Here is a 14,515-nt window from a genome sequence, read left to right as displayed (position 1 = left end):
TTGATGAATTTATTCTTAGGGTTGGTCTCTGATACTGCATCGTCAGCCATTTGGGCGATGGTCGTAGCAAGTCTGTTGCCATTAACAATGGCATTGACTGCAAAAATGCTCGGCGGCTTTAATTTGGCTGACAATGCCCATCCACGTAATTTTTTACAAGGTACGACGGGCGCTGCTGCACGTGCTAATGCCGCGCAGCAGAATAGCTATGAGACTTTACCGGTATTCTTAGCTGCAGTCTTAGCAGCGATGCTGTTTTTTGTGCCACAGCTGATTGTAAATACATTGGCTTGGCTATACGTACTGATTCGTATCAGTTTTTGCGTGGCTTACATCACTAATTTGGAGATGTTCCGCTCCATACTTTGGGCGTTATCGATTGCCTGTTGTTTGATGTTATTCTATTTAGCGATTAGAGTGAGTGTTTAATCTTATTCGTTAGACAAATTGCCTTTAAGATAAAAGCAGCTATTATTGGCGCACACTGGCTTGCAGTGCACTAATGATAGCTGCTTTATTTTTCTCTCTTTTAATACTGTCCCATAATATCTTCGCCTCGCTATAGCCTTTGGTGAGCATCGCTAACCATTGTTTATAACGACCGACCAATACAATATCGCTTTTTGCTGTGCCTTGCAGAAATTTAATCTGATGCGCAATCAGGTCTTGCCATAATAATGTTGTTTCATTGTTTAAAGTCTGACTATGTTCTCTATCAACCTGTGCAATTAAGTCGGGACGGGTAACTGCACCGCGACCCAACATCAAATGCTCTGTACCCGATTGCGTCATACAATTTTGTGCGTGCTCTGCATTCCATATTTCGCCATTGGCAATGACGGGAATATCAAGCGCATTAAAGCCTTGAATCTTGTCCCAATAGGCTGGCGGCTTATATCCTTGGGTTTTAGTTCGTGCATGAATGGTCAGCCAATCAGCACCACTGTCGTTAATCGCAGCTTTGATATCATCCATGCGACTGGTATCGGTATAGCCTAAACGAATTTTGGCTGAGACTGGAATGTCGGCAGGTACCGCTTGACGCACCGCGCTGATAATCTGATACATGGTTTCGGGTTCATCCAGTAATACCGAACCACCACGGTGGCTATTGACCGTTTTAGCAGGACAACCAAAGTTAATATCAATCGCTGGCGCACCAAGCTCGGCAGCATAAGCGGCATTTTCTGCCATGAGTTGCGCTTCACTACCGAGTAGCTGGATATGAATCGGTGTGCCACAGGCAGTTTTAGCATCATGACGCAATTCTGGAACGTACTTATAAAATACATGCGCTGGCAATACGTGCTGAGTCACACGGATAAATTCGCTAACCGACCAATCATAAGGGCGACCCAAGTCCGATGCAATTTGCGTGAGAATTTGTCGCATTAACGGGTCAGTCAAACCTTCCATTGGTGCAAGGAGTCGGACAGGATTGGCAAATAGATTTTGTATTGTTTTTTGACGTATTTGAAGTTGCTGACTATTATTCATGCTTGTTGTTCACTGCTAAAAGGGTGCTATTAAAATGTTGCCATAAAGAAAGATAGGCTAGAGGTTTAGAGTGGCAAATACAGAGAGTGACTAACTGAGGAAAATTAAGTATTACCAAAAATAACTTTCTTACCTGTCTGCAATCCTGATATTAGATCTTTAATATTATGAATATCTAAATTGCTCTGGGCACGCGTGCAAGCGACGTATAGTAAACGCAACTCTTCTGGACTTATCTTGACGGCATTGGTCGTCACATCATAATAGAAGTCATCATCGAGCTGTACTTTTCCCCATTCAAGCCCTTTCGCCTTATGGGCAGTGGAGATAACATAGTCAGCATTTTCGATACTGGTAAGACTATTGACAGCTTGGCTTAATACATTGGTGCCATGATCATCGACCAATTTCACCAATGTTTTTAGATCACTGCCTTCATTGGTTTCAGAGTACTCTTGTACATCGCCCCAATTATAAAAATACGCCAGTTCGGGCACGCCATAAGCAGACTTGCCATTTTTTAAGTTTTCGGCGGCCTGACAAAATTTAAGCATACGATCGGTATCAGCTTGTAGCGCCACGCGGTGACCGAGCTTGAGTCCAGTCAATAGTTGCGACATTGCTGCCGCATTGGTACGGCAAAGGATGGCATCTTTTTTACTATGTACCATACCCTTATCAGTAGAAGATTGCTTATTAGGATTGCCTTTCAACGGGACATCTTCTTGCAATGCTTTAAGCAAAGTATTGGCAATCTCAGCAATCGGTTCGCCAAAACGAAACGACTGGGTCAATAAGGTTTGTGGTAAGGGTAGTTTTTTCATCGCATTGACTGCGCCGCGCCATTCATAAATCTGCTGATGAGCGTCACCCACATAAATTACTTGCCGTGGCTGCTGGGTTAAAATTCCCATCATCAATGGATCGGCATCTTGGGCTTCATCAAACAATATAAAATCAGCGGGAATACTGGGTTTAGACAGTGCCCATAATTTAAGATAAATATCATGCCCGATACCAGCTGGATGGCGCGCATCAATCGACTGTAGCCAGCGTTGCTCAACGGCAGGGTAGAGCATTTCACGCAACTGTTCGGCATCTGACTCATCGAGCCAGCTTGGAAATTCGATATGCCTTGGTGCAGGATAACTGGCATGGGTGCTACAAAAATTGCTGACAGCGTCACTGACAAACCGAGATAGTCTAGCTGGTGTGAGGGTAATGTATTTATTAATGCCATCCATTTGCCGACGTACTTGGACGGGCTGCAAACCCAAATCATCACCCAGACGTTTGGGTGAAAAACGCGGCAACGACAGCTTAGCTGTGATATCACGGGCGACATGACGATAAGCAAGCGAATGAAAAGTGCGACATTCCACATGGGGTGGAAACTTTGAGCGAGCATCATTGGCAATCGTTTTGTTAAAAGCTAAATATAAGCCACGTCCACGCAAACGCTCACCAATCAGTTTTAAGGTCGTCGTTTTACCAGCACCCGCATAAGCCACCACTTTAAATGACTTGTGATCCATCGCCATGTTGAGCGCGCTCAGTTGCTCATCAGTGGGATCGCTCATATAAGCTGGCATAGATGCGGACATAAAAAATTACCTAAAAGAGTAAAACGGATCAAAAATGACGGGGGTAAAAAAAGCCACTGCATAGACAATGGCTGGCTCGTCATATGAAATTGCAAAATACTTGCAAGTGCACATGACAATAATAAAAAAACTGATAGAAAATAAAGGTGGAAATAAGCAGGTTATATTAACAGATTAGCACGTTGGCTGTTTTTGGAATAAGTGTCTGACAAGTGATGTTATTCTTTATTTAACCCTGTATCGCTTGCTAAGGTAGGACTGTGTTCTTCTTTAATTAATATTTTCGCTAAAAATAATCCTAGCTCAAATAGTAGCCACATCGGAATGGCAAGCATCAACATCGACACCCCATCAGGCGGTGTAACGACCGCAGCAACGGCAAAACAGCCGACAATAATATAACGACGTTTATCTTCTAAGCTCTGAATGGAGACGACGCCAGTCAATATCAATAGCAAGGTGACGACTGGAATCTCAAAGGTTAAACCAAAGACCATAAAGAGTTTGAGTGCAAAACTTAAATAACTGTCGATGTCGGTCATCGGCAAGACGTTCTGCGGCGCGAACATAATAAAGAATTTTAGAACCCCTTTAAGGACAATAAAATAAGAGAAAGCCACACCCGCATAAAATAAAAATATAGAGGACATTAAAACGGGAATGGCGATTTTTTTCTCTTTTTTATATAAACCGGGTGCGACAAACGACCAGATTTGATACAAAATGTAGGGCATTGCAAAGAATGCAGCGACAAAAACAGTCAGGCGTATCGGTGCCATAAAGTTGGAAGTGATATCCGTCGCGATCATCGTTGAGTTGGCAGGCAACTGGGCAACCAATGGGTCGGACAAAAAATCATAGAGCTCGCGGGAAAATCCGACCAAGGCTAAGAATATTACCAGTACGGCAACACATATCTTAATCAAATGACGACGCAGCTCAATCAAATGCTCGGTAATCGGCATATCGCCAAGTGAGCTTAGGATATCGCCAGAGTCGTCAGTATTGCTGTCGACATTACCATTAATGGTAGCTGTTGAGGTCTCGATATCTGAATCCGCGACTTTTTCTTGACGGCTTTTTTTACGTTTAAATAAGCCCACTAATTACTCTCCTGCTTATTAACAGAAGTCTGTTTGGGTAAAGGACTGTCTAGATGGCTGTTGAGTAAGATATCGGCTTTATAGTTTGGTAAGTAAGGCGGTTGCGGCAAACGACGCGCTTTATCATAAGCACCAAGACGAAACCACATGTTTTCCCACGGTCTAGTTGTGATGGTTTGAATCACTGGATTGGCGTTATCATTAAAGTCAGTTTTTAGACTGTCGTTATCACCTTGTGCCGATGGCTGCTCAGAGCTTTCTGGTTTCTCAGCCTGTCTATTACTATCGTAGGCGTAGTCAAAGGATTTTGGACTCACTGGTCGATTATCACCATTCTCACTACTGGCTTGGCTACTTTGCCTAGGCGTATTGCCATCGACTGGATCACGCGATGCTTTTAAATGCTGGTTTTTCGAGGATTCAAACTCTTGCATACTGCCGCGCATTTCTGCCATTTCACGGCGCATTTCTGCTTCAGTCTGGCGAATTTTGGCCAGCTCTTTTTGCATTTGCTGGCGCGTTTCAGCTAAGTCAAGCTCCGCTTCGATTTCAGATTGCAAAGTAGAAACCGTGCGGCGAATTTTGGCATACCATTGCCCAGCGGTACGCGCCGCTTGGGGCAGCTTTTCTGGCCCCAAGACGATTAAGGCAATGACGCCAAAAAGCAATAATTCAGAAAACCCAATATCAAACATAATGTTTCGATGTCACTGTCTAGATGCTATACATTATGCGTGTCATCAACCTTAGTGGTTGTTGGGCGCTCTTCAGTGTGTGCGTTGCCATCATGGTCGAGCACCACTTGCTTTTTGGCATGTTCAGTATTTTCATCTTTGACGGCTTCTTTAAAACCTTTGACCGCACCGCCCAAATCTTTACCAGCATTTCTCAGTTTGGAGGTGCCAAATACGACAACCACCACCACCAATAAAATCAGCCAATGCGTAATGGAAAAACTGCCCATAATGCTATCCTTATGTCTTAGTTTTCAGTCTTTATAGGAATACGTTGAGTGTATAGAGTATTGTGATCGTACACAAAAGCTATCGACCGCTTATGCGAAGTAACACGTCACTATATTATAACCTGCTGTTATGACAAAAAGGTGAAAGCAACAATAATCAAACAGGGTAATGGCTAATCTTATAAAACGCTATCGAGCGGCTTTTTCATCAATACCTGAGAGACCAAAGCGTCGACCTAGCTCATTTAATACTGCCTCTGACTCGATGTCGAACCAAGCCAAACCTACTAAGGTATGGAACCAAACATCAGCGACTTCATAGATCAGCTCATGACGCGCTTCGTCATATTGGGCTTTATCCGTATTTTCATTGCAATTAGCAAAGTCTTTAGCAGCGATAATGCTCTCTATACTTTCTTCGCCCACTTTTTCTAATATTTTATTAAGACCTTTGGCGTATAAGCTTGCTACATATGAGCTATCGGCATCCGCTTGTTTGCGCTCAGCCAATACACCGTCAAGCTGTTGCAAAATGGAGAGAGTGATGGGGCTGTGGTCATTCTGATTGGTATCAGAATCGACTATATTATGAGATGGTGCTTCGTTAATATCAGGCGTGGCTTGTGTTGCTGTATTTGAATGATAAATATCAGCAGGATCCTTCAATACTTTATCAACCGTTTGCCACTCAGGCGTTTGCCCTGATAAATCCAAACGCTGATAAAAACAAGATTCGCGGCCAGTATGACAAGCAATACCACCGGATTGAGTGACGCTAAGGACAATCACATCGGCGTCGCAATCTAGACGAATATCATGTATGCGTTGGGTATGTCCAGAGGATTCGCCCTTATGCCATAACTTGCCACGCGAACGCGAAAAATAAACCGCTGTCTGCGTTTGTGCGGTTAATTGTAGGGATTCGGCATTCATCCACGCCATCATCAAAATACGCCCAGACTTATGATCTTGAGCAATTGCAGGAATCAAACCATCATCATTAAATTTTATGGCAGCCAGCCAAGCAGGTGAAGTCATAATCTTGTTGCCATCTTATAGGTAGAAAATAATAAAAAGTCGCTAAGTATTCGCTCAATAATAGTTATTCAGCCTATCTGTCATTTATGCGAGCGCTTTATCAACACGCAGTCTCTACTTAAACACAGCTTAAGCTGACATTCAATATGTTAAATCAGTAAATACAGCACAATTATACTCGAGCTGAATTTTGATACAGCAAGAATTGCAAATTAACAGTGTTTTTAATTCGCCTAGTTTGTTTTCATCTAGCTATCGCTTGTGGCTGCTCAGTTTTTGCTTCTAAGCGTGTGCTTTAAGTGGCTAATAACCAAGTTTTGGAAGACGAAAATAAGCAGCAAGGTATTTGTGATTAGAAAGAACAACATACGCTAAACAGCGTTAAAACTTTCCTTGGCAAAACAGCGCACGATCTGTTAAAATGTCGCCTCCCACCTCGAGGCAAATAGAGGTTTGGTGCCTGTTTTTACAGCCACTAATCATTATTGACTATTTGACGACCAGGTTCTAAAACAGAAAAAGAGGCAAATCATCATGAAAAATAAGATGAAAACCAGAAGCGGTGCAGCTAAACGCTTCAAAAAAACAGCGAACGGCTTTAAGCGTAAGCAAGCATTCAAAAGCCATATTTTGACCAAGAAATCACCTAAGCGTATTCGCCAGTTGCGTGGTCTTAAGTTGGTGCACAAGTCTGACGAAGCAGCAGTTCGTCGTATGTGCCCATACATTTAATAGGCTATCGTCATTTATCTTTAATTAAGCGCTGTTTAATGAATAGCGACTGAATTAAAAGTATATGACTTTGCAATTTGATAACGATGTCTATTATCTGATGACATCGTGATTCGTTTAATAATGATTAAAAATATCTTGGAGTAATTTATGGCCCGTGTAAAACGTGGTGTACAGGCGAATCGTCGTCACAAAAAAATCTTAAAGCGTGCAAAAGGCTACTACGGTGCCCGTTCACGTGTTTACCGCGTAGCGGTACAGGCAGTGACCAAAGCTGGTCAATATGCTTATCGTGACCGTCGCAACAAAAAACGTACTTTCCGTCGTCTTTGGATTGCACGTATCAATGCTGGTGCACGCTTAAACGGCTTAAGCTATAGCCGCTTTATCAATGGCATGAAAAAAGCTAACATTGCAATCGATCGTCGCGTACTTGCTGACATCGCTATGCATGATGCAGCGACTTTCACAGCGTTGGTCGAAAAAGCTAAAGCGGAACTAGCATAAATATTAACCTTCCTTTAGGTAGGCTGCTTTTTAAATCATTATTGATAAGTAGTTATCTACATGGATAGGAATAATATTGATTAATAGGTTGATATTAATAAAAGCTACCGCTGGTCGGTGGCTTTTTTTATATCACATTGTCTGACTGCCCACTTTTAGTACCAGAATCACATACGCTGTTATAGGATAGCGTTTATCATCGTCTAAATATTCAAGCCATTCATATCATTGAAATTATCGTCACATGAATGGGTAAATGATTTGCAATATTTGGTCAAATCCCTACAATTACCTATCACTATTATTAATAGTCCGTTTAAATCAGGAAGAATGCGTCTTATGACTACCCCTGCTGCTACCACCGATTTGTCGGCGCTACCGACCTTGTCCACAGAGCTAAGCGAGCTTAATGAAGCTCAGCTAAATGAGTTGGCCAGTGCCGCTGAAGCCTTGATTCTACAAGTAACCGATGTGCGTGCGTTGCAAGATTTGCGGGTGCAATTGACCGGTAAAAAGAGTCCCTTAACTGGCTGGTCAAAGCAGATGGGTAAACTCAGCAGCGACGATAAAAAAACCTACGGCGGCTGGTTGCATCAAGTCCGTAGCCGTATTCAAGATGCGTTGACAGAGCAGCAGCAGCAGCTAGAAGTGGCTGCACTAAATGCCAAGCTTGCAAGCGAGAGCATTGATATCACCTTGCCTGCTCGCGGTGTTCAAAAAGGTCATTTGCATCCCGTGACCATGATTACCCAACGTATGCAGCAGTATTTTATACAAGCGGGTTTCAACGTTGCTACTGGTCCTGAAGTTGAGAGCGATTACTATAACTTTGAAGCGCTCAACATTCCGTCGCATCATCCAGCACGCGCGATGCACGATACCTTCTATTTTGATGCGCATTATTTACTGCGTACGCATACCAGCCCCGTTCAAATTCGAACCATGGAAAAGAATGAACCGCCGATTCGTATTATTTGTCCCGGTCGCGTCTATCGTAATGACTCGGACCAAACCCATTCGCCGATGTTCCATCAGCTAGAAGGTTTAATGGTTACCGAGTCGAGCACTTTTGCTGAGCTAAAAGGCTTGATTAGTGAGTTCTTGGAAGCGTTTTTTGCCAAAGAGCTAACCGTACGTTTCCGCCCGTCATTTTTCCCATTTACCGAGCCGTCAGCTGAAGTTGATATCCTCGATGATAATGGTAAATGGCTTGAGGTCATGGGCTGCGGTATGGTACATCCACAAGTGCTGACCAACTGCGGTATTGATGCCGAAAAGTATACTGGCTTTGCATTTGGGATGGGTATTGAGCGCTTTGCGATGTTATATTACGGCATCGATGATTTGCGCCTGTTTTTCCAAAACGACGTACGCTTCTTAAAGCAGTTTGGCTAGAGTGCTCTTTGTTTATATAAAAAGTGCTCCTTGTTAATATAACAAGTTAATGTGCCAACCTTTACTTCAAAATATTTATTATAAAATTCTGATCCGAGATACTTATGAAAATTAGCGAACAGTGGCTACGTCAATGGGTAAACCCCAATAATAGCAGTGAGCAATTGGCTGAACAACTCACGATGGCAGGGCTAGAGATTGATGATCGCTTTGCAGTCGCTCGTGCCTTTAGTGGTGTGGTCGTTGGTGAAGTTATCAGCGTCGAGCAGCATCCAGACGCTGATAAGCTACGCGTCACACAGGTCAATATTGGTGCAGCTGAGCGGTTACAAATCGTTTGTGGCGCGCCCAATGTGACTGTCGGTATGAAAGTGCCTGTTGCGACTGTTGGTGCCGTTTTGCCAAGTGATGACAAAAAAGGCTTCACAATTAAAAATGGCAATCTACGTGGTATCGATTCTAACGGTATGCTCTGCGGCGCTTCTGAAATTGATTTAGTCGATGACATTGATGGTTTGCTCGAATTGCCAGCTGATGCGCCAATCGGTATTGATATCCGTGAATATCTAGGCTTAGACAATCAAATATTGGATATTTCTATCACGCCAAACCGTGGTGATTGTTTTAGCGTACGTGGTATTGCGCGCGAGATATCAGTGATTAACGATTTGCCGTTACAAATGCCAAATATCCCTGATAATATCGATTTCACTCAAAACGAAGTGATGCCAGCTGTAACAGTCAGTGCTGTAGAAGCTTGTCCACGCTACCTTTTACAGTCGATAAGCAATATCGATCGTAGTATCGATACGCCAAAGTGGATGCAAGATGCGCTGGTTCAGTCAGGACTACGCTCGCACAACTTTTTGGTTGATGTGACCAACTATGTATTAATGGAATTGGGTCAGCCGCTACATGCTTTTGATGCCGATACTATCGAGGGCGATATCGTTGTGCGTTTGGCACAGCCTGAAGAAACCATTACTTTATTGAATGAGCAAACCATTACCTTAACCGGTGATGAATTGGTCATTGCTGATGATAAAGGCGCACTTGCACTTGCTGGAATCATGGGCGGTCAACGCAGTAGTGTGACTGATAGTACCACCAATATTGTGTTAGAGAGTGCCTTCTTTAATCCATTGGCTATCGCTGCACGTGCACGCCGTTTTGGTCTGCATACTGATGCCTCACAACGCTTTGAGCGTGGGGTAGACTTTGAATTGCCAGCGCTTGCTTTAGCGCGTGCTGTTGATTTGATTACCAGTGTCACGAATTCTCAAGCCGGGCAAATAATCACAGTCGAAAGTAGCAAGCACATACCGGCACGTGCGCCCATTACCTTGCCAATTGCTAAAGTCCGTGATGTTATCGGTATTGAGATTGAGCCAGCAGTCATGGTGCGTATCCTAACCCAATTAGGCTTTGAGGTAGAGCAGCAAGCAGATAGCCTGATTTGCATGCCGCCATCATATCGCTTTGATATGAGCATTAAGGAAGATTTGATCGAAGAGATTGCTCGTATCTATGGCTATGACAATATCCCAAGCATCTTGCCGCACCTGCAAGTCAGCATGGATTATGACGATACCGCAGACTTGACGCATGAGATAAAGCTGGCACTGGTCGATAATGGCTATATGGAAGCGATCAGCTTTAGCTTTAGTGACGCAAAAATAGAAGCCTTGCTCGATGATAAAGCCCTAGGAGAAGTACTGGCACTGGCCAATCCTATCTCTAGTGACTTAGCCGTGATGCGCCGTACTTTGCTATCAAGCTTATTGCCTTGTGTACAATATAACTTAAATCGTCAGCAGCCGCGCGTGCGTTTCTTTGAAACTGGGCTTAGCTTTGTTGGTCAAAGTATTAGCGAGTTAGTACAAACGCCAAGTATTGCGTTAGTAGCAGTTGGCGATGTCTGGGACGAGCAAGCGTATCAAAACCGTGCGTTAGACTTTTATGATCTTAAGCATGATATTGAGCAGTTATTACCTGCACAAATGGATAGTGCGCGTATTCGCTATGAGCGTAGTGAGCTAGCTTTCTTGCATCCGGGTCAAAGTGCTAAGCTCTATATCGATGATCAGTATGTCGGTTGGTTGGGGCAATTGCATCCTAATACCGCTAAACAGTTGGATCTGCCAGCTACGTGGGTTGCTCAATTATTACTTGCGCCATTACTAACGCTTGCTCGTGAACAGCATGCCATTACTACTCCAAGTAAGTTCCCGCAAGTACGCCGCGATATTGCCATATTAGTAGACAGCGATATCAGCCTTCAAACCCTACAGTCAACTATACGTAAGGCATCAGGTGCACTGTTGACTGATCTTTGGTTGTTTGATGTATACCAAGGCGAAAAAGTGCCAGCAGGTCAACGCTCATTAGCATTTGCCTTGATATGGCAAGATAAAATGCAAACCTTATCGGATGATGCTGTAAAAACGGCCACTGATAAAGTGGTACAAGCATTAACGGTTGAGCATTCAGCACAGCTACGTGACAGCTAGCCTCTAATCGAAAAAGACAAATACTCTATAGCCTCAATATAAATGAGGCTATGGATTTTTGCTATTTATAAAAATTATTAACTGATAGAAGATTTTATTCATAGAGTAAGTTAAGTAGTTATTAATAAAGGATTTTAATGCAGACTTTATTAAAAAGACGCACAAAAACCTTTATAATAGCTAACACTAATTCTCATACCGCTAAACCATGATATTCGACATCACGACATAGCATAGGAGTCGTACTGTGAGCACCTTAACCAAATCTGACATGATCGAGCATTTGATGAATCATCTAAACCTAACGCGCCAAGAAGGTCGCTGTTTGGTAGAGAATTTTTTTGACGAACTGTCAGAGAGTTTGATTGATGGCAAAGAGGTCAAGCTTTCAGGCTTTGGCAACTTTGAGCTTAAAGACAAAAATAGTCGCCCAGGACGCAACCCTAAGACAGGGGAGCCTGTCGCGGTATCAGCGCGCCGCGTTGTGACCTTTAAAACAGGACAAAAATTCCGTCAACAGGTCGATGAGCGCCTATTTGACCAATAATAGTAGTGAGTAAGACTAAAAGTGATGGTTCGCAGTTGTCTATTAAATCGACTGTTATAGCCATCATTTTTTTATGCGACATTGTCTCAGTTATATAAAACATAAATCGCAGGCATAAAAAAAGAGAGCATAGGCTCTCTTTTTTTAGTACAGTATTTTTATTTATAAAAATAAAAATTACTGAGCTGGTTGCTCAACTACAACTTCGTCAGCTGCGTCTACAGCTGGAGTTTCGCTAGCTACGTCAACGCTAGTAGTAGTACCGTCTACAGGTACTTCAGCATCGATTTCGTCAGTAGCAGTAGCAAGTTGTGCATCAGCGATATCAGCTTCAGCGCCAGCAACAGCAGCTTCTGCTTCAGCAGGAACAGCTTCGCCAGCAGCAGCAGCTTCGTCTAATTGCTCAGAAGCATCAGTTACTTCTTCTTGAGCGTCAGATAAATCTTCAGCAGCGTTTTCTTTGTTGCTATCACAGGCAGTTAAGCCCATAGTTGCAGTCATGATACCAGCTAGAGCAAGTAATTTTAAGTTCATAAGGTTTTCTCCGGGATAATTAAATGAGCAGTAGCAGCAAAAAAGGTTGAACATCCGAGATGTCTCAGATATTCAACTAGTCTTAGTCACAGCTACTCAGCTTTCACGCATTCTATATGATTTCTTTCTGCATAGAAAGAGGTTGTACAATTAAGTTACAATAAAATTGTAAAGAGGGTTTTATTTTACTTATTTTACATAATTATCCATACAAAAAGTCAAATTAATCGACGTATAATCAACGACATCTGCTTATTGCAGATAAATTTCTTATGTCTGGTACTTTGTATCTGTTTGCGCTATTTATGACAGCATAATAAAGAAGATAGCGGATACATAAGTAATGCTAAATGGTAGTCATAATAACTGGCTGTAAATATAAAAAAGCGCTAAGTGTTTTAAAGCAGTTTGTAGTCTGTGGCAGATGAAATTAGCAAAGGTTATCAAAATATGACATCAAAGGATTGAGCTAAAAACTATATAACATGAATCATGATCGATATGAGTGGCATAAGATATCGTATTTTTTGGGAGAAGGATTATGAAATGGCAAGGCAGACGTGGCAGTACTAATGTGCGTACTAGTAGTGGTGGCGGTAAGCTAATGGGCGGCGGTATCGGCGGTATCATTATTGCTGGTATTTTATGGCTAGTGTTTGGGGTAAATCCCATGACCGCATTGCAAACAGGTCAAGAGGTCGCAGGCGGTGGTAATACCTCTACTGAACCAGCTACCAGTGACGATCGGGATACACAGTTTGTCAAAGTTGTCCTAGCGGACACTGAAGAGGTTTGGCATCAAATATTCAATGAGGGTGGTAGTACATATAAAGAGCCGTCACTGATTTTGTTTAATGGGCAAGTCAGTTCTGCTTGTGGTAGTGCCAGCTCAGCGACTGGTCCTTTTTATTGCCCAGGTGATCAAACGGTCTATTTAGATACGTCGTTTTTCGTAGAGATGCGTCAAAAGCTTGGTATATCTGGTGATATCCAAAACTCAGGGGATAGTGACAATCAGAACAAAGCGGGCGATTTTGCCCAAGCCTATGTGATCTCCCATGAAGTAGGTCACCATGTACAGACTTTGCTTGGTATTACTCAGCAAGTAAATGAAGCCAGCCGTCAAGTGACTCGGGCACAAGCAAATAAATTGTCTGTACTACAAGAGCTACAAGCTGATTGCTTTGCTGGTGTTTGGGCGCAGCGCAATCAAGAGCGCGTACAGTTTTTAGAAGCAGGTGATATCGATGAAGCTATCAATGCTGCTGGTCAGATTGGTGATGATCGCTTAGCACGTGCAGGAGGCGGGGCGGTAGTACCTGATAACTTTACTCATGGTACTAGCCAACAGCGTGTAGAGTGGTTTACGCGCGGTCTAGAGAGCGGTAATGTGCAAACTTGTGATACGTTTAGCGGTGCTTTATAGCACTGACTATTATAAAACCAGTTATATTGATTGGTATGATCAATAGTTAATATAGTAATCATTAGACACAAAAAAGCCTGCAATCAATTGCAGGCTTTTTTTGTCAGCTAGTTGGCTAGGTAATATCTTTCATAAAATATATGTGCCAAAAGAGCTGCTTAAAACTGATTATCTAGTTTGATCATAGATATAACCACCAGCGCCGCCAATAGCAGCACCAGCGATTGCACCACGAGCGATATCTTTGCTATCGCCTTTACTTTTGATCAGTGCACCGGCAGCAGCGCCAGCAGTGGCAGCTTTAGCTGTATTACTTAGACCAGTGCTATATCCGTTAGTAGCACAGCCACCCATGATAAGAGCAGAACTAGTTAGAGCCGTCATTGCGATAGTTTTAGCAAGTTTCATAATATCACCTATTAAATCGTCAAGTTTAAAATACTAAGTATACAGTATATATTTCAGTATGTTCTTAACCCTTATAGTAGCCCTTATATATAAATCTGGTCGTAGTAAAAACGCTAAGCTTTGCAAGTAAGCTGTAAATTATGTTGCCTCACTGTGTCATTGGTAGTGCCTTTGCTTAGGGTTATTGTATTTATCCTGATAGTAAGCTAACTGTTTTCGACGCGAATTATTCCTAATGAGAGAGCCAATA

15 protein-coding genes are annotated in these 14,515 nt (G+C 42.7%); 7 read left to right on the top strand and 8 right to left on the bottom strand.

Features of this window, described 5'->3' with window-relative positions:
* Positions 1-3: 3 nt before the first annotated feature.
* Positions 4-429, top strand: a complete 426-nt coding sequence (locus tag FQ082_RS10680) for an MAPEG family protein (RefSeq protein WP_149493084.1) — start codon at positions 4-6, stop codon at positions 427-429.
* A gap of 42 nt (positions 430-471) precedes the next feature.
* On the opposite strand, the gene FQ082_RS10675 is transcribed toward FQ082_RS10680, so the two are convergent.
* The 6 genes from FQ082_RS10675 to hisIE form a co-directional block, all read right to left on the bottom strand.
* Positions 472-1,497: a tRNA dihydrouridine synthase gene (locus tag FQ082_RS10675; protein WP_149493083.1), complete on the bottom strand. Its 1,026-nt coding sequence runs from the start codon at positions 1,495-1,497 to the stop codon at positions 472-474.
* Positions 1,498-1,601: 104 nt separating this feature from the next.
* Positions 1,602-3,101, bottom strand: a complete 1,500-nt coding sequence (locus FQ082_RS10670) for a UvrD-helicase domain-containing protein (RefSeq protein WP_020444415.1) — start codon at positions 3,099-3,101, stop codon at positions 1,602-1,604.
* A gap of 218 nt (positions 3,102-3,319) precedes the next feature.
* Positions 3,320-4,204, bottom strand: a complete 885-nt coding sequence (tatC, locus tag FQ082_RS10665; protein ID WP_149493082.1) for a twin-arginine translocase subunit TatC — start codon at positions 4,202-4,204, stop codon at positions 3,320-3,322.
* Complete coding sequence (gene tatB, locus FQ082_RS10660) at positions 4,204-4,899, bottom strand: Sec-independent protein translocase protein TatB (protein WP_149493081.1); 696 nt, start codon at positions 4,897-4,899, stop codon at positions 4,204-4,206. Before tatB ends, tatC begins: the two co-directional genes overlap by 1 nt.
* Positions 4,900-4,925: 26 nt before the next feature.
* Complete coding sequence (tatA, locus tag FQ082_RS10655; protein WP_011514610.1) at positions 4,926-5,168, bottom strand: Sec-independent protein translocase subunit TatA; 243 nt, start codon at positions 5,166-5,168, stop codon at positions 4,926-4,928.
* 189 nt (positions 5,169-5,357) lie between these two features.
* Positions 5,358-6,206, bottom strand: a complete 849-nt coding sequence (hisIE, locus tag FQ082_RS10650) for a bifunctional phosphoribosyl-AMP cyclohydrolase/phosphoribosyl-ATP diphosphatase HisIE (protein WP_133104910.1) — start codon at positions 6,204-6,206, stop codon at positions 5,358-5,360.
* Between the two features lie 534 nt (positions 6,207-6,740).
* On the opposite strand from hisIE, the gene rpmI reads away from it, so the two are divergent.
* The 5 genes from rpmI to FQ082_RS10625 all read left to right on the top strand — a co-directional run bounded on the left by rpmI (position 6,741) and on the right by FQ082_RS10625 (position 11,897).
* The gene (gene rpmI, locus FQ082_RS10645) at positions 6,741-6,938 is read left to right on the top strand and encodes a 50S ribosomal protein L35 (RefSeq protein ID WP_011514608.1); all 198 of its coding nucleotides are present in this window, start codon (positions 6,741-6,743) and stop codon (positions 6,936-6,938) included.
* 150 nt (positions 6,939-7,088) lie between these two features.
* Positions 7,089-7,445, top strand: a complete 357-nt coding sequence (gene rplT / locus FQ082_RS10640; RefSeq protein WP_011281252.1) for a 50S ribosomal protein L20 — start codon at positions 7,089-7,091, stop codon at positions 7,443-7,445.
* Positions 7,446-7,784: 339 nt separating this feature from the next.
* Complete coding sequence (pheS, locus tag FQ082_RS10635; protein WP_149493080.1) at positions 7,785-8,840, top strand: phenylalanine--tRNA ligase subunit alpha; 1,056 nt, start codon at positions 7,785-7,787, stop codon at positions 8,838-8,840.
* 104 nt (positions 8,841-8,944) lie between these two features.
* Positions 8,945-11,350 (top strand): phenylalanine--tRNA ligase subunit beta, encoded by a 2,406-nt coding sequence (gene pheT / locus FQ082_RS10630; protein WP_149493079.1) that lies wholly within the window; start codon positions 8,945-8,947, stop codon positions 11,348-11,350.
* Positions 11,351-11,597: 247 nt separating this feature from the next.
* Positions 11,598-11,897 carry an integration host factor subunit alpha gene (locus tag FQ082_RS10625; protein WP_011514605.1) on the top strand — a complete coding sequence of 100 codons (300 nt, stop codon included), beginning with the start codon at positions 11,598-11,600 and terminating at the stop codon, positions 11,895-11,897.
* Between the two features lie 177 nt (positions 11,898-12,074).
* Here the strand turns inward: FQ082_RS10625 and FQ082_RS10620 are convergent, their stop codons facing one another.
* Positions 12,075-12,431, bottom strand: a complete 357-nt coding sequence (locus FQ082_RS10620) for a hypothetical protein (RefSeq protein WP_020444409.1) — start codon at positions 12,429-12,431, stop codon at positions 12,075-12,077.
* A gap of 541 nt (positions 12,432-12,972) precedes the next feature.
* Between FQ082_RS10620 and FQ082_RS10615 the strand changes: the two genes are divergently transcribed.
* Positions 12,973-13,857 carry a neutral zinc metallopeptidase gene (locus FQ082_RS10615; protein ID WP_011514603.1) on the top strand — a complete coding sequence of 295 codons (885 nt, stop codon included), beginning with the start codon at positions 12,973-12,975 and terminating at the stop codon, positions 13,855-13,857.
* A gap of 168 nt (positions 13,858-14,025) precedes the next feature.
* Here the strand turns inward: FQ082_RS10615 and FQ082_RS10610 are convergent, their stop codons facing one another.
* Complete coding sequence (locus FQ082_RS10610; protein WP_011514602.1) at positions 14,026-14,265, bottom strand: hypothetical protein; 240 nt, start codon at positions 14,263-14,265, stop codon at positions 14,026-14,028.
* Positions 14,266-14,515 lie beyond the last annotated feature (250 nt).

The organism is Psychrobacter sp. ANT_H56B (genome assembly GCF_008369245.1).
Lineage (GTDB): Bacteria > Pseudomonadota > Gammaproteobacteria > Pseudomonadales > Moraxellaceae > Psychrobacter > Psychrobacter cryohalolentis.
The sequence above is the reverse complement of the archived record's forward strand: the minus strand, read 5'-3'. Positions and strand labels throughout refer to the sequence as shown.